This window comes from Promicromonospora alba (genome assembly GCF_042654905.1).
GTDB classification, from domain to species: Bacteria; Actinomycetota; Actinomycetes; order Actinomycetales; family Cellulomonadaceae; genus Promicromonospora; species Promicromonospora alba.
In genome coordinates, this window is sequence record NZ_JBHSFI010000012.1 from 47,776 (window position 1) to 63,125 (window position 15,350).

The following is a 15,350-nucleotide window of genomic DNA, read 5'->3' on the forward strand; positions in this document are numbered from 1 at the left end:
ATCGGATTAGCCTCGATCCATGGGGACACGACGGAGGACTGCCACGTTCACGCAGGCCGGCGTGCTGCTCGCTGCGCTGCTCCTGGTCGGGTGCACGAGCGGTCAGGCGGGGCCCGACGAGCCGTTGCCGGGCATCTCCGATCCCGCGCCCGTCGTCTCGGAGACTGCCGAGCCGACGCCGTCGGACACCAAGGCCACCGAGGACCCGGGGACCGGCGACGACGCACCCGAGCCGGGCGCCACCGCCACCGAGACGGCCGCGGGACCGCCCTTCGCCGCCGACACCAAGCCGGACACCGCCGAGCCGACGGGCGAGGGCGAGACGTTCCTGTCCGTCACCGACATCCGTGTCGCCGAGCACGACGGCTACGACCGCGTCGTGTTCGACCTCGACGGCACGGGCAGCGGCCAGCCGGGCTGGCGCGTCGAGTACGTGGACCAGGCGACCGACGACGGCTCCGGGCACGACGTCCAGGTCGAGGGCGACGCGATCCTGCGGGTGTCGCTCTCCGGCACCGCGAACCCGATGGACAGCGGCGTCGAGGAGTTCCCGGGCGACCGCATAGCACCCGCCGACACCGAGTCGGTGAACGAGATCGTGTACCGCTACTGGTTCGAGGGGTACACGACCGCGTTCATCGGGATCGACGAGGGCAAGCGGCCGTTCCGGGTGTTCCTCCTGGAGAACCCGACGCGCGTGGTGGTCGACGTCCAGCACTGACCGTCCCGCCCTGCGACATGTCAGAAGCTCAGGTCACTCGAGTGACCTGAGCTTCTGACACGGACGCCGGACGCCGTCAGCCGGCGACCTCCGACTTCTTGGGCCGTGCCAGCAGCGTGGCCGCCAGGTCGGCCAGCGGCAACTTGCCCGCCAGCACCTCGACGACGCCTGCGGTGATCGGCATCTCGACGTCGTGCGCCCGGGCCAACTCCAGTACCGACTCCGACGACTTCACGCCCTCGGCCGTGCCGCCGGTCACCTTGATCGCCTCGGCGAGCGTGAGCCCCTCGCCGATGTGCTTGCCGAGCCGGTGGTTACGCGACAGTGGTGAAGCGCAAGTCGCCGTCAGGTCCCCCATGCCGGCCAGCCCCGAGAACGTGGCGGGCTCGGCCCCGAGCGCGAGGCCGAGGCGCGTGATCTCCACGAGGCCGCGCGTGATGAGCGTCGCCAGCGTGTTCCAGCCGAACCCCTGACCCTGGGCCATGCCGGCCGCCAGCGCGATGATGTTCTTGACCGCGCCGCACAGCTCCACGCCGACCACGTCGGTGTTCGTGTAGGGGCGGAAGTACCCGGTCGAGCAGGCGTCCGCCACGAGCTGGGCGGTGGCCTCGCTGCGCGAGGCGACCACGGTCGCCGTCGGCTGCCGCTCGGCGATCTCGGGCGCCAGGTTGGGCCCCGAGACGACGGCGACTCGCTCGTCGGGCAGGTCCAGCACCTCGGCCATCACCTGGCTCATGCGCCTGTCCGTGCCGAGCTCGACGCCCTTCATCAGGGAGACGACGACGGCGTCCGGCTCGACCAGGTCCTTCATCGACGACAGGGTGGCGCGGGCGACCTGGGACGGCACCGACACCACCACTATCGACGCGCCCTTGAGGGCGACCGCCGGGTCGGTCGTGCCGTGCATCGCGGGCAGCTGCACGCCGGGCAGGTACTTCTCGTTGCGGTGCGTCTGGTCCACGGCGTCGAGCACCACGGCGTCGCGACCCCAAAGGGTGACGTCGCACCCGGCGTCGGCCAGGACCATGGCGAAGGTCGTGCCCATCGAGCCGGCGCCGAGCACGGCGACCTTGGTCGGTTCGGGCAGGCTGACGGGCGGGGTGGCGCTCACGGGCGCTCCACCGGGGGGTAGGTAGTCATCTTGGCCTCGTAGTCGGGGTGCTTGCGCAGGTCGAACCTCGGCTTGGGCGCCACCTCGCCGCGGACCTGCTCCAGCTCGGCGGTGATGGCGTCCATGATGCGGCTGGTGGCCTCGCGCAGCGTGGCGGTGTCCTGCGGACGGTCGTACAGGTCGCTCAGGTCGACGGGCGGGCCGGTCTGGATGGTCACCTTCTTGCGCGGCCACGGCCAGCGCAGCATGCCGTAGCGCGGCATGATCTCCGTGACGCCCCACTGCGCCACCGGGAGCACCGGCAGGCGGGTCGTCAGGGCGATCCGGGCCACACCGGTCTTGCCCTCCATGGGCCAGTAGTCGGGGTCCCGCGTCAGCGTCCCCTCGGGCAGGATCGCCACGCAGGCGCCGTCGCCGAGCTGGTTCGCCGCGTCCTTCAGGGACTCGGTCGCCTTGGCCGACTCGCGGTCGACGGGGATCATCTTCGTGCCCCGCAGGGCCCACCCCGTCAGCGGCGAGGTGAACAGGCCGCGCTTGGCCAGGATGCGCGGCTCGCGGCCCATGTCGAAGAGGTAGTGCGCCAGCGTCAGTGCGTCGAGCTCGGTGACGTGGTTGGCCGCGGCGATGAATCCGCCCTTGGCCGGGAAGTTCTCCCCACCCTTCCACTCGTACTTGCACAGCGCGAACATGAGGTTCCGCACGATGAACGCGATGAAGCGGTACATGCGTGACTCAGGGCGTGGGATGGACACGGTCCGAAAGGATACTCGGCCCTGCTGCGCCGGGTGGCCGTGAGAGGTCCGGCGAAGTAGAGCGCTTGTCCGAGTCTTCCTGGGCTACCCCGGGGAGACTCGGACAAGCGCTCTACTTCGGCAGACCTCTCACCGGTTGGGAGTCAGCCGCGGGTTACGTCGGCGCCGAGGGCGAGCAGCTTGTCCTGGAAGTTCTCGTAGCCGCGGTCGATCAGACCGATGCCGCGCACCGTGGACTGCCCCTTGGCAGCCAGGGCCGCGATGAGGTGGCTGAACCCGCCGCGCAGGTCCGGCACCACGATGTCGGCCGCGGAGAGCGGCGTCGGACCGGAGATGACGGCGGAGTGGTGGAAGTTGCGCTGGCCGAACCGGCAGTCGCGCCCGCCCAGGCACTCCTTGTAGACCTGGATGGTCGCGCCCATCTTGCGCAGCGCGTCCGTGAAGCCGAAGCGGTTCTCGTAAACGGTCTCGTGCACGATCGACAGGCCGGTGGCCTGCGTGAGCGCGACGACGAGCGGCTGCTGCCAGTCGGTCATGAAGCCGGGGTGCACGTCGGTCTCGAGCACGATCGACTTCAGGTCGCCGCCGGCGTGCCAGAAGCGGATGCCGTCGTCCTGCACCTCGAACCGGCCGCCGACCTTCCGGAACGTGTTGAGGAACGTCATCATCTCGGGCTGCGTGGCGCCCTTGACGGTGATGTCGCCGCCCGTGGCGAGGGCCGCCGCGGCCCAGGACGCGGTCTCGATCCGGTCGTTCAGGGCGGTGTGGCTGTAGCCCTCGAGTCGGTCGACGCCCTCGATGCGGATCACGCGGTCGGTGTCGACCGAGATGATGGCGCCCATCTTCTGCAGCACCGCGATGAGATCCATGATCTCCGGCTCGATCGCCGCGCCCGAGAGCTCGGTGATGCCGTCGGCGCGGACGGCCGTGAGCAGCGTCTGCTCGGTGGCGCCCACGGACGGGTACGGCAGGGAGATCTTGGTGCCCTGGAGACGGCGCGGCGCCCGCAGGTGGATGCCGTTGGGCCGCTTGTCGACGACGGCGCCGAACTGGCGCAGGATGTCGAGGTGGTAGTCGATCGGCCGGTCGCCGATGCGGCAGCCGCCCAGGTCGGGGATGAATGCCTCGCCGAGCCGGTGCAGCAGCGGCCCGCAGAACAGGATCGGGATGCGGCTGGAACCCGCGTGGGCGTCGATGTCGGCCACGTGCGCCGACTCCACGTTGGACGGGTCGAGGTCGAGGATGCCCGCGTCGGTGTCGTACTTGACATTCACACCGTGCAGGTCCAGGAGCCCCGAGACGACCTTGACGTCGCGGATCTGCGGTACGTTCCGCAGCACGCTGGGGGTCTCCCCCAGCAGGGAAGCCACCATGGACTTCGACACGAAGTTCTTTGCGCCTCGAACGGTGATGGTCCCGTTCAACGGGGTGCCGCCGTTCACATACAGCAGATCGTTCATATCCTCGTCGTCATCTCGTTGTACCGATGATGGATTTCCGATGGCGGGGTCGGGCTCTCAGTGGCTGAGGGCGCCCGGTCGGTCCTGATCCTTGTCCCCCACCGCCGGTCGTGCCAACACGGGCACGGGCGGGAGTATTCACCGTTCACTACACCTTCACTCGCGACGCACGCTGCCGCATCACGACACGCCAGGTGCGCACCCACGCGTGAGGTCGCGCTCGGCAGCCTACGTCAAGGGGCCATCCACACAATGAGACGGCCTTTCCGGATCGCGGACCTCCTCCTAATGTCCCAGGCATGAGCACCTCCGCAGCATCGACCGCCGGGACCGCCTCCGGCGGGCAGGGCGAGCCGCCGGCCGGCAACCCCAGGGGCCGTGTCGTCGTCGCGTCCCTCATCGGCACCTCCATCGAGTTCTACGACTTCTACATCTACGCGACCGCGGCATCGCTGGTGTTCCCGGCGCTGTTCTTCCCGAACGCCGAGGACCCGACGACGCAGCTCCTGTCGTCCTTCGCCGTGTTCGGCGTCGCGTTCGTCGCGCGGCCGCTCGGCTCGGTGCTGTTCGGCCACTTCGGTGACCGGATCGGCCGCAAGACGACGCTCGTGGCGTCGCTGCTCACGATGGGTATCGCGACGATCCTGATCGGCCTCATCCCTGCGGCGTCGACGCCCGGCTGGGCCTTCGCCGCGCCGGCCGTGCTCGTGCTCTGCCGCTTCGCCCAGGGCCTCGGCCTCGGTGGCGAGTGGAGCGGTGCCGCACTGCTCGCCACGGAGAACGCCCCGCAGGGCAAGCGCGCCATCTACGGCACGTTCCCGCAGCTGGGCGCCCCCATCGGCTTCATCCTGGCCAACACGGTGTTCATCGCCCTGTCGACCGCCCTCACGCCGGAGCAGTTCGCCGACTGGGGCTGGCGCATCCCGTTCCTCGCGTCCGCGATCCTGGTGATCGTCGGCCTGTGGGTGCGGCTCTCGCTGCTGGAGACGCCGGCGTTCCGCAAGGTGCTGGAGGCCGAGGCCGTCACCAAGGTGCCCGTGGCTCGCGTGTTCCGCACGTCCTGGAAGCAGATCGTGTCCGGCACCTTCATCATGCTGGCCACCTACGTGCTGTTCTACCTGATGACGACGTTCACGCTGAACTACGGCGTCGCCCCGACCGCGCCCACCGACGGCGCCCCGGCCGGCCTGGGCTACGAGAAGATCGACTTCCTCTGGATGCTGATCATCGGCGTCGTGTTCTTCGGCGTCTTCACGCTGGTGTCCGGTCCGCTGGCGGAGCGGTTCGGCCGCCGCAAGCACCTGATCTGGGTCACCGTGGCGATCATCCTGTTCGGCGGGTCGTTCGTGCCGCTGTTCGCGGCGGGCGACCTCGGCGTGCAGACGCTGCTGATCCTCGGCTTCACGCTCATGGGCCTCACGTTCGGCCCCATGGCCGCCGTCCTGCCGGAGCTGTTCCCGTCCAACGTCAGGTACACGGGCTCCGGCGTCGCGTACAACCTGTCGTCGGTGCTCGGCGCGGCAGTGGCCCCGTTCATCGCGGTGTGGCTCTGGGCCCAGGCCGGCTCCCCCGTCCTGGTGGGCGTCTACCTGTCCGCGATGGCGGTCATCACGCTGGTCGCCCTGCTCATGACGCGCGAGACGCGCGACGTCGAGTACGACACCAACGTGAGCGCCTGACCCCACACGGCGCCATCCACCGACGCCGAACGTAGGTCTGGTCGAACGTAGACCCGGTCGCGCTATGAGTGCACAGAGCGCGACCGGGCCTACGTTCGGCTTATCCGCCTACGTCCGGCGGCGGGATAGCGTGGCCGGGTGGAGACGACGGCCCTGATCGCAGCCTGCGTCGCCGTCGTACTCGGGGCCGGCCTGCAGCGGGTCGCCGGGATGGGCCTCGGCATGGTGGCCGCCCCGGTGCTCACCGTGTTCCTCGGGGCGTCGGTGGGCGTCCTGGTCAGCAACGTCGCTGCCATCGTGACGGCGCTGCTCATCCTGCGGGCGCTGCGCGACCGGGTCGAGTGGCGGCGCGTCGTGACGATCCTGCCGCTGATGCTCGTGGGTTCGGTGCTCGGCGCCCTCACCGTGCGCGAGGCCGACGCCGCGTGGCTCGACGTCATCGTCGGCGGGTCCGTGCTGCTCGCCCTGGCGGCGTCGGCGGTCCTCCGCCGGCGGGTCCGGATCAAGGGCCGGTCCGTGGCCGTCGCGACCGGCCTGGCGGCGGGCTTCATGAACACGACGTCTGGTGTGGCCGCACCCGCGTGGACGGCCTACGCGCTGGCCACCCGCTGGGACCACCGGTCGTTCGCCGCGACCCTGCAGCCGCTGCTCGTCGTCATGAACACCATGTCGGTGGCCACCAAGCTGACCTTCGGCGCGATCCCGGCCGGCCACCTCCCGGCGTGGTGGGTCTGGCCGCTGCTGCTGGCCGGCGTTCTCGCGGGCGTGGGCCTCGGGGCCCTTCTGGCCCGCCGGATCCCCACCCGGGCCGCGTCGGCCATCGCGCTGATGATAGCCGTGGCGGGCGCGGTCACAGCCCTGGCGAGGGGCCTGCTCACGATCTGAGCTTCCCCACGTGTCAGACGCTCCCGGACGTGTCAGACGTACAGGTCACTCGGGTGACTTGAGCGTCTGACACGTGCGGGGGTGTCTGACAGGTCACTCGTCCTCGGCGAAGACCACGTCCCGCTTGCGCCGGATCATCGGCAGCACCGTGACCACCAGCACGACCGCCGCGAGCGCCAGCAGGACCCCGGAGATGGGCCGTGTGACGAAGACGGTGGGGTCGCCGCGGGAGAGGAGCAGCGCCCTGCGCAGGTTGTCCTCCAGCAGGGGTCCGAGCACGAACCCGAGCAGCAGCGGTGCCGGCTCGCACCCGGCCCGGATCAGCACGAAGCCCAGCACGCCGAAGACGGCGACCGCGAGCACGTCGTACGGGTTCTGGCTCAGCGAGTAGGTCCCGATGCAGGCGAACACCACGATGGCCGGGAACAGCACGGAGTACGGCACCGAGAGCATGCGCACCCACAGCCCGACGAGCGGCAGGTTGAGCAGCACCAGCAGCACGTTGCCGATCCACATCGACGCGATCAGGCCCCAGACGAGGGCGGGCTGCTCGGTCATCACGTCGGGCCCCGGCGTGATGCCCTGGATGATGAACGCCCCGGCCATGAGTGCCATCACGGGGTTGGCGGGCAGGCCGAGCGTCAGCAGCGGGATGAACGACGTCTGCGCCGCCGCGTTGTTCGCCGACTCCGGCCCGGCCACGCCCGCTATCGCACCGTGCCCGAACTCTCCCGGGTTCCGCGACACCCGCTTCTCCACGGCGTAGGAGGCGTACGAGGCGAGGATGTGCCCGCCGCCCGGCAGCACACCGAGCAGGGAGCCGAGCCCGGTCGCACGGAGCACCGGTCCGACGATCTGCCGCAGCTCCGTCCGGCTGGGCCACAGGTTCGCCACACGGCTCACCACGCGGGTCCTGGTGCGCGGGTCGTGCAGGTTGCGCAGGATCTCCGCGATGCCGAACACGCCGACGGCGACCGCGACGAAGTTCAGGCCCTGGTACAGCTCGCGCACGCCGAACGTGAACCGCGGCGTGCCGGTGTACGTGTCCTGTCCCAGCGTGCCGAGCAGGATGCCGAACACGATCATCGCGAGCGCCTTGAGCGTGGACCCGCTCGCCAGCGCGATCGACGCGATGAGGCCGAGGACCACCAGCGAGAAGTACTCGGCGGAGCCGAACGACAGCGCGGCGCGGGCCAGCACCGGAGCGGCGACGGCGAGCACCACGGTCGCGACGGTCCCGGCCACGAACGACCCGATCGCCGCGACGGCGAGCGCCACGCCGGCCCGCCCGGCGCGCGCCATCTCGTGCCCGTCGATCGCCGTCACCGCCGCCGACGACTCCCCCGGCAGGTTGAGCAGGATCGCCGTCGTCGACCCGCCGTACTGGGCGCCGTAGTAGATGCCCGCGAGCATGATGAGGGCCGACGTCGGGTCGTCGAACCCGAACGTGATCGGGAGCAGCAGCGCGATGGTCGCCGTCGGCCCGATGCCGGGCAGCACGCCGACGGCGGTGCCCAGCGCGACGCCGAGCAGGCAGAACAGGACGTTCTGCCACTGCAGTGCCTCGGAGAACCCGAGCGTGAGGTTGTCGACCAGGTCCATCGGGGCCTCCTACCCGCCGAGCCAGTCGCCGAACAGCGCGAGCCGCAGCTGCAGGAGGACCACGAAGATGATCCAGCTCGCCAGCGTCAGGCCGACGGCGATGACGAGGGCCCGCAGCGGCCTGGTGCCGGACCGCGCCATGGCCGCGAGCAGGCCGGTGCCGAAGGTCGCGGGCAGCAGGCCGAGACCGTCGACGGTGAGCGCGAAGAAGCCCACGGCGGCGAAGATCGCCACCGTCGGGCGCCACTGGATCCCGGCGAGCGGCCGGGGGTCGGGTGCGTCCGGGTCGGGTTTCGCACGGTCGGACGGCGGTGTGGCGGACGGCGGTGTGGCGGACGGCGGGGCGTCGGACGCCGCGTCGTCCGACACCGCGCCCGGCGCGAGGTCCGGGGCGACGTACGCCTTGGCGACGATGACCGCGCCGAGCGCGGCGAGCACCAGGCCCAGGGCGAGCGGCACGTACCCCGGCCCCATCTCGAGGAGGGAGCCGAGGTCGTACCCGAGCGCCCCGACGGCGAAGGCCGCACCGAGCCCGACGAAGATCAGGCCCGAGACGAGGTCGCTCGTCGAGCGGGGCCGGAGGGCACGGATGTCAGCCTCCCTGTCCGGCGCCGATGATCTCGCCCCAGGTCGCGATCTGCTCCTCGAGCAGTGCCGCGTGCGCCTCCGGGGTGGCCTGGTCCTCGCTCACGGGCGCCGTGCCGAGGTCTGCCATCTGGTCGATCACCGTCTGGTCGGCCAGAGCGACCTGGAGCGAGTCGGTGAGCTTGGTGACGATCTCGTCGGGCGTCTCGGCCGGGACGTACAGCCCGTGCCACACGCTGACCTCGATGCCGGGCTGGCCACCCTCGGCCGTCGTGGGCAGGTCCGGGAGCGCCTCGATGCGCTCCGGCGTCGTCACCGCGTACGCCTTCACCTTGCCCCCGGTGATCTGGCCGGTCGTGTTCGTGGTCTGGTCGCACATGAAGTCGACCTGGCCGCCGACGAGCTCGGTCATCGCGGGACTCGTGCCGTCGTACGGCACCGCCGTCACCTCGACGCCGAGGGCGTCCGTCAGGAGCAGGCCGCACAGGTTGGACGCCGAGCCCTCGCCGGCATGCGCCATCGTCACCGTGTCGGCATTGTCCTGGACGTAGGTCACGAACTCCTCGAACGTCTCCGGCTCGAAGTCGGAGCGCGCGATGATCGTCATGGGTACCTCGGTGACGAGGCCCACGGGCTTGAAGTCGGCCACCGGGTCGTAGGCGAGGTCCTCGTAGAGCGCGGGCGCCGTGGACATGCCGATGTGGTGCATGAGCACCGTGTAGCCGTCCGGGTCGGCCGTGGCGGCCTGGCCCGCACCGACGGTGCCGCCCGCGCCGTCGACGTTCTGCACCACGAGCTGCACGCCGAGGTCCTCCGACATGGGCTCGGCGACCATGCGCGTCACGGTGTCGGTGGGGCCGCCGGCGGAGAATGGCACGATCACCTCGATGTCGTCCTCGGGGTAGGCGGCGGGGTCGCCGCCACCACCAGAGGAACAGGCGGCCAGGACGAGACCGAGGCCGGTCAGCGCACCGATGCGCGCGGCCACCTTCCGGGGTCCAGCGGGATTCATGTCCGTCTCCGATCATCGTTGATCCGGCAGAGGTTGATCCGTGTACTGATCCGCGACAGTACCTCCGGGTATGTGACGGCCGCCACAAAGTGGACGCGGTTTTGACCGAACGGTGACCTCAGCGGACGGCGTCCGACGCCGTCCGCAGCGACCCGGCGGACCGGGCCGGCCCGGATCGGCGCACCGCTCCGGGCGACGTGCCGTGGTGCCGCTTGAAGGCTCTGCCGAACGCCGCCTCGGAGCCGTAGCCGACCTGGCGGGAGATCGCGGCGACCGAGTCGGTGGTGGTGGTCAGCGCGGTGTACGCCTGCTCGAGGCGCCAGCCGGCCAGGTAGCGCATCGGGGGCTCACCCAGCAGCGCCGTGAACCGCTCGGCGAACGCGGACCGCGACATGCCCGCCTGCCGGGCGAGCTCCACGAGGCTCCAGTCGTGCTCGGGGCGGGCGTGCAGCCCGGCGAGCGCGCGGCCGACATGCGGGTCCCGCAGGGCGGCGAGCCAGCCGGTGCTCGCATCGGAGGAGGTGCGCAGCCACTGCCGCAGCACGTGGATGACCAGCACGTCCGCGAGCCTCGTCATCACCGCCTCGCCTCCCGGCTCCAGCGTCCGCGCCTCGTCGGCCAGCAGGCGCAGCACGGTCCCGAACGCGCCGGACCGGCCGCCGTCCCAGGCGTCCACGCGGATCAGCTCGGGCAGCTCGGCGACCAGTCGCGCGGTCAGCGGCTCGTCGACGGTCATCGCGGCATAGGCGATCTGCGTGCGCTCCCCGCCGCCACCGAACCGCATGCGCTCGTAGGTCTCCCCCACCCGCTCGACCGGTATGTCGAGGAGCCCGGTGCTCGGCGCGCCGGGCTCGCTCAGCAGCCGGTGCGGGACGCCGCGCGTGATCAGCGCGGCGCTCCCCGCCTCCAGGGTGTGTACGTCGCCGCCGATCTCCAGGACGCACCGACCCGAGAGCACCACCGGCAGCATCATGCACGGCTCGATGGCGGGGAACGCCACGCCCCAGGGCGCCGTGAGGTCGGCCTGGCAGTACAGCGCCCCGGTGAAGCGCAGCAGATGGAGACCGTCGCCGATCGGCGACGCGTCGTCCTGCGGTCCGGTCAGGAGCATCTTCGGCACGGGCAGACCGGTGTCCGGGGCAGGGCGCGAGTTGATCATGCGTCCAGCCTGACATGCCGATCTACCGTACGTCCGGAATACATCCGAGACTCTGGACGAACGGCACAGACCTCAGGACGTGAGGGGATGTTGCGTCCGGCATACCAGACCCACGATGGACGCATGGCTACCAACACACACCCCACGCAGCAGCCCACCTTCGCCGTGATCGGCGCCACCGGCAAGACCGGACGGCGCGTGTCGGCCCTTCTCGAGACTCGCGGCCACACCGTCCGCCGGCTCGCACGCGGCACCAGCCCGCGGTTCGACTGGGAGCAGCCCGACGGCTGGGCCCAGGCCCTGGACGGCGTCGACCGCCTCTACGTCACCTACGTCCCAGACCTCGCGGCACCCGGCGCGGACGTCGTGATCACCCGCCTCACCGAGGTCGCCAGGGAGGCCGGCGTGCAGCGCATCGTGCTGCTCTCCGGGCGCGGCGAGCTCGGCGCCCGCCGCTGCGAGGACATCGTGCTCGGCTCGGGCATCCCCTCGACGGTGGTGAGCGCGGGCTGGTTCACCCAGAACTTCACCGAGGGAATGCTGGCCGGAGCCCTGGAGACCGGGGTGCTCGCGCTGGCCGCCGGAGACGTGCGGGAGCCGTTCATCTCCGTCGACGACGTCGCCGCCGTGGTCGCCGAGGCCCTCACAGGCGACGGGCACGCGGGCCGCCGGTACGAGGTGACCGGTCCCGAGTCGCTCACGCTGGCCGAGGTCGCCGCCCTGCTCACCGAGCTGAGCGGTCGTGACGTCCGGTACCTGCCGATGACCTTCGACGAGTTCCACGCCGCGGTCGCCGCCGAGGCGGGGCCCGAGACCGCGACCCTGCTCACCGAGCTCTGCCGCGAGGTGTTCGACGGCCGCAACGAGTCGCCGACCGACGGCGTTCGCCAGGTCCTCGGGCGCGCGCCTCGCGACATGCGGGCGGTGCTCGCGGAGGCGCTGACCGCGGGGCAGAGCGCGTAGTCGCTGACTTCCGACATGCCCCAGGCCGGGCCGACAGACACCCTGTCGGCCCGGCCTCAGGCGCGCCCAAGCATGGGTGAATTACCGGGATATGCCCTAGAAAGCGCCAGATCCTGACCTACGATCGCTGCTGTGGTCGTCAATCGTGAGCAAGATGTGGCAGGGAGCTCCGAGGACACGACGACGATCGGCGAGCTGCTCAGCACCCACCGACGTCGGATCGGGCTGACCCAGCGGGAGCTTGCCGAACGGGCCGAGCTCAGCGTCGGTGCGGTACGGGACATCGAGCAGGGCAGGAGCGGCCATCCCCGGCAGAGCTCCGTCCAGGCGATGGCCACGGCCCTCGACCTCGACCCGGCGGCACTGGCGGCCCTCCGGGCGATGCTCGCCGACGCCGCACCCGAGCAGCGACCGAACCGGAACCCCGTGGCGAGCGAGCCGGTCCAGATCAAGGTCCTCGGATCGGTGGAGCTGTGGCACGGTGACACCCGCACGGCCCTCGGTTCCACGATGCAGCATCTCCTCCTGGCCCGGCTGGCGATCAGCACCGGCCAGCCCGTCGGCAGGGACGAGCTGGTGGACCTGCTCTGGAAGCAGGAGCCGCCCGACGAGGCGACCAAGCTCCTCCGGACGCACATCGCCCGCCTCCGCCGCCTGCTGGGTCCCTCCGGCACGAAGCTGATCGCCGCGACACACACCGGATACCGGCTCGAGGTCACGCCCGACCAGCTCGACCTGCTGCAGTTCCAGGCGCTCGCCCGGCAGGCCGAGAGCGTCCCGCCCGAGGCGGCCTTCGCCCTGCTCCTGGAGGCCGTCGGCCTGTGGCGGGGCGATCCTGATCTCGACGAGCTGCAGGAGACGCCGTCGGCAGCCGCGATCACCGACGAGTACGTGGCGGTCCTGCGCCAGTTCGCGGCCGTCGCACGCGACGTCGGGCGGCCGGAACGCGCGCTCGGGCCGCTCCGCCGGCTTGCCGCGCGGCTGGAGCTGAACGAGCCCCTGCACGCCGAGCTCATCATCACGCTCGCCGCGAGCGGCCGGCAGGCCGAGGCGCTGGCGGCCTACGAACGGATCCGGGCCCACCTGGCCGACCAGCTCGGCCTCGACCCCGGGCAGGAGCTCCGCGAGACCCATCTCGGCGTCCTGCGTCAGGGATGGCACCTGTCCGAGGCCCGTGCCCGCCCGGTGATCCAGCAGGTGCCTGCGGCGCCGTCCGGGTTCGTCGGACGGAGCGACGAGTTCTCCCGCATCGCCGCGAGCCTCGCCCGGCCGGAGTCCGACGCCCACGAGTCCTCGTCCCGGCTCGTCCTGGTGCACGGCCCGGCAGGCATCGGCAAGACGGCGTTCGCGCACGCGGCGTCGACCCGGCTCCGGCCGCAGTACCCGGACGGTCAGCTCTACGCCGACCTCGGCGGTTCGTCCGGCGCGACGGTCGAGGCGATGACGGTGCTCGACCGCTTCCTCCGCACGCTGGGCGTCCCCGGGCACCAGGTGGGCCGCGACCTCGACGAGGCGGCGTCCCACTTCCGCAGCGAGCTGGCCGACCGCCGGATGCTCGTGGTGCTCGACAACGCGCGGGACGCGGACCAGGTGCGCCACCTGCTTCCCGGGACCGGCCGGAGCGACGTCCTGGTGACCAGCCGTCACCTGATCCGGGGGCTGGACGCCGCTGCGGTGATCGGGCTCGGTGCGCTGTCCCCCGCGGAGTCGGTGGACCTCATCGCCTTCGTGACCGGCAGGGACCGGACCGGCGTCGACGGCTCTGCCGCGAGCGAGCTCGGCGCGGCCTGCGGGCACCTCCCGCTCGCGCTGCGCATCGCGGCAGGGCGGCTCGCCAGCAGGCCGTCGTGGGCCGTCAGCGACCTGGCACACCGGCTGCGCGACGAGAACGGGCGGCTCGCCCAGCTCGACGACGGGACGTCGAGCGTGCTCGTGAGCTTCCAGCTCAGCTACGACCGGCTGGACGACTCCGCGCGACGGGCCTTCCGGCTCGCCTCCGTGCACCCCGGCGAGGACTTCGGGGTCCCGGCGACCGCCGCTCTCCTCGACGTCGACCTGGCCGCCGCGGAACGTCTGCTCGACGAGCTGCTCGACGCGAACGTGCTCCTGCAGTACTCCCCCGACCGGTTCCGTTTTCACGACCTGCTCCGGCTGTACTCCCGCAGGCTGGCCGGCGGCGGTGACGAGCGGAACGAGGCGGAGGAAGCGCTGGACCGCCTCATGGAGTGGTACGCGGAGCTGGTCACCGCGGCGATGGAATGGGTGTACCCGCAGCTGGTCCGGCTCGGCGGCCACCCCGAACGCGAGCGGTGGTTCGACAACGAGCCACAGGCGCTCGACTGGCTCGACATGGAGTCCGGCACCCTGATCCGCCTGGTCGAGCAGGCGGCGGACGACGACCGCCGGGCGTCCTTCGCCTGGACGGTGTCCGACCAGCTGCGGGGCTATTTCCTCATCCGGCGCCACCTCGACGGCTGGACCCGCGTCGCGGAGGCCGGGTGGCGAGCCGCCGCCGGATCGCCCGACCTACGGGTACGCGTCGCCGCCCTGCTCGGCCGGGGACAGGCCCTCAGCGCGGTCGGCCGCGACGCCGAGGCGCTCGACGTCATGCTCGAGGCCCAGAGCATGGCCGAACGCTGCGCCTGGGGTGCCGCTGCGGCCTACCTCGCCCACAACGTCGGCTGGCAGTACTTCGAGTTCGGTATGCCGGCTGAGGCCGACACCTGGTTCGGCAAGGCCTTCGAGCTGACCATGGACGATCCGCAGGGGCACGTGCGCGCGGCGTCGCTCAACGGGTCGGGCATGGTGCAGCTCGACAGGGGATCTCTCGACAAGGCCGCCGAGCAGCTCGGCGCAGCCCTGGCGATCAACGAGGCCGCGGGCAGGGAGTCCTCCGCCCTCGCCAACCGCGGCAACCTCGCGAGCGCGCTGCGCCGGCGCGGTGACCTGGACGAGGCGGCGCGGCACCTCGACGTCGCGCTGCAGGGCTACCGCCGTCGTGGCGACGTCCGGGGTGAGCTCTCGACGCTCGACGAGCTGAGCCTGCTCGCGACGGACCACGAGGACCACCCGCAGGCGCTGAGCCTGGCCAGGCAGGCCTACGAGCTCGCGCTTCGCGTGAACGACAACCGTGCCCGCGTCATGACCGCTTGCACGCTCGGGGACGCGCTCCGGAACTGCGGCGACATCGCCGGTTCGGTCGACCACCTGCGGACCAGCGCCGACATCGCGGTGGAGCACTCCTTCACCTACTTCGAGGCGAGAGCCCAGCTCGGGCTGGCCCGCTCGCTCCACCTGAGGGGCGACGACGAGCCGGCACGGCTCGCGGCCGAGCGCGCCCGCACCATCGCGCACGAGCGCGGGTACACGCTGCTCGCGAAGGCCGCTGAGGCAGCCGGCGAGGCGGCCGCGGCCCGCTGAG

General features: G+C 71.4%; 12 protein-coding genes. 5 read left to right on the top strand and 7 right to left on the bottom strand.

Translation table 11 applies throughout. The annotated features are described in order from the left end of the window. Positions 1-19: 19 nt before the first annotated feature. Positions 20-721: an AMIN-like domain-containing (lipo)protein gene (locus ACFO6V_RS28085; protein WP_377142474.1), complete on the top strand. Its 702-nt coding sequence runs from the start codon at positions 20-22 to the stop codon at positions 719-721. A gap of 76 nt (positions 722-797) precedes the next feature. Here the strand turns inward: ACFO6V_RS28085 and ACFO6V_RS28090 are convergent, their stop codons facing one another. The 3 genes from ACFO6V_RS28090 to murA all read right to left on the bottom strand — a co-directional run bounded on the left by ACFO6V_RS28090 (position 798) and on the right by murA (position 4,044). Beyond that, positions 798-1,832 carry an NAD(P)H-dependent glycerol-3-phosphate dehydrogenase gene (locus ACFO6V_RS28090; protein WP_377142476.1) on the bottom strand — a complete coding sequence of 345 codons (1,035 nt, stop codon included), beginning with the start codon at positions 1,830-1,832 and terminating at the stop codon, positions 798-800. Then, positions 1,829-2,584 (bottom strand): lysophospholipid acyltransferase family protein, encoded by a 756-nt coding sequence (locus tag ACFO6V_RS28095; RefSeq protein ID WP_377142478.1) that lies wholly within the window; start codon positions 2,582-2,584, stop codon positions 1,829-1,831. The genes ACFO6V_RS28090 and ACFO6V_RS28095 overlap by 4 nt, the downstream gene beginning before the upstream one ends. 143 nt (positions 2,585-2,727) lie before the next feature. Continuing rightward, positions 2,728-4,044 carry a UDP-N-acetylglucosamine 1-carboxyvinyltransferase gene (gene murA / locus ACFO6V_RS28100; protein WP_357448492.1) on the bottom strand — a complete coding sequence of 439 codons (1,317 nt, stop codon included), beginning with the start codon at positions 4,042-4,044 and terminating at the stop codon, positions 2,728-2,730. 299 nt (positions 4,045-4,343) lie between these two features. On the opposite strand from murA, the gene ACFO6V_RS28105 reads away from it, so the two are divergent. Next, a complete protein-coding gene (locus ACFO6V_RS28105) occupies positions 4,344-5,723 on the top strand; it encodes an MFS transporter (protein WP_377142480.1) in 1,380 nt (459 codons plus the stop codon). 138 nt (positions 5,724-5,861) lie between these two features. Further along, positions 5,862-6,608 (top strand): sulfite exporter TauE/SafE family protein, encoded by a 747-nt coding sequence (locus tag ACFO6V_RS28110; protein ID WP_377142482.1) that lies wholly within the window; start codon positions 5,862-5,864, stop codon positions 6,606-6,608. A 93-nt stretch (positions 6,609-6,701) separates the two neighbouring features. On the opposite strand, the gene ACFO6V_RS28115 is transcribed toward ACFO6V_RS28110, so the two are convergent. From ACFO6V_RS28115 to ACFO6V_RS28130, 4 genes are all read right to left on the bottom strand, one after another. Next, on the bottom strand, positions 6,702-8,210 hold the full coding sequence (locus tag ACFO6V_RS28115; protein WP_377142484.1) for a tripartite tricarboxylate transporter permease: 1,509 nt from the start codon (positions 8,208-8,210) through the stop codon (positions 6,702-6,704). Between the two features lie 9 nt (positions 8,211-8,219). Continuing rightward, on the bottom strand, positions 8,220-8,801 hold the full coding sequence (locus ACFO6V_RS28120; RefSeq protein ID WP_377142719.1) for a tripartite tricarboxylate transporter TctB family protein: 582 nt from the start codon (positions 8,799-8,801) through the stop codon (positions 8,220-8,222). 1 nt (position 8,802) lies between these two features. After that, positions 8,803-9,807, bottom strand: a complete 1,005-nt coding sequence (locus tag ACFO6V_RS28125) for a tripartite tricarboxylate transporter substrate-binding protein (protein WP_377142486.1) — start codon at positions 9,805-9,807, stop codon at positions 8,803-8,805. Positions 9,808-9,925: 118 nt separating this feature from the next. Further along, positions 9,926-10,966, bottom strand: a complete 1,041-nt coding sequence (locus ACFO6V_RS28130) for an AraC family transcriptional regulator (protein ID WP_377142488.1) — start codon at positions 10,964-10,966, stop codon at positions 9,926-9,928. Between the two features lie 123 nt (positions 10,967-11,089). On the opposite strand from ACFO6V_RS28130, the gene ACFO6V_RS28135 reads away from it, so the two are divergent. After that, positions 11,090-11,929, top strand: a complete 840-nt coding sequence (locus tag ACFO6V_RS28135; RefSeq protein WP_377142490.1) for an NAD(P)H-binding protein — start codon at positions 11,090-11,092, stop codon at positions 11,927-11,929. A 132-nt stretch (positions 11,930-12,061) separates the two neighbouring features. Further along, complete coding sequence (locus tag ACFO6V_RS28140) at positions 12,062-15,349, top strand: BTAD domain-containing putative transcriptional regulator (RefSeq protein ID WP_377142492.1); 3,288 nt, start codon at positions 12,062-12,064, stop codon at positions 15,347-15,349. Position 15,350 lies beyond the last annotated feature (1 nt).

What these genes read in the sequence shown, in the direction of transcription:
- ACFO6V_RS28085 (WP_377142474.1), top strand. Translation starts at nt 20, where the DNA reads ATGGGGACACGACGGAGGACTGCCACGTTCACGCAGGCCGGCGTGCTG.
- murA (WP_357448492.1), bottom strand. Translation starts at nt 4,044, where the DNA reads ATGAACGATCTGCTGTATGTGAACGGCGGCACCCCGTTGAACGGGACC.
- ACFO6V_RS28105 (WP_377142480.1), top strand. Translation starts at nt 4,344, where the DNA reads ATGAGCACCTCCGCAGCATCGACCGCCGGGACCGCCTCCGGCGGGCAG.
- ACFO6V_RS28115 (WP_377142484.1), bottom strand. Translation starts at nt 8,210, where the DNA reads ATGGACCTGGTCGACAACCTCACGCTCGGGTTCTCCGAGGCACTGCAG.
- ACFO6V_RS28125 (WP_377142486.1), bottom strand. Translation starts at nt 9,807, where the DNA reads ATGAATCCCGCTGGACCCCGGAAGGTGGCCGCGCGCATCGGTGCGCTG.
- ACFO6V_RS28130 (WP_377142488.1), bottom strand. Translation starts at nt 10,966, where the DNA reads ATGATCAACTCGCGCCCTGCCCCGGACACCGGTCTGCCCGTGCCGAAG.
- ACFO6V_RS28135 (WP_377142490.1), top strand. Translation starts at nt 11,090, where the DNA reads ATGGCTACCAACACACACCCCACGCAGCAGCCCACCTTCGCCGTGATC.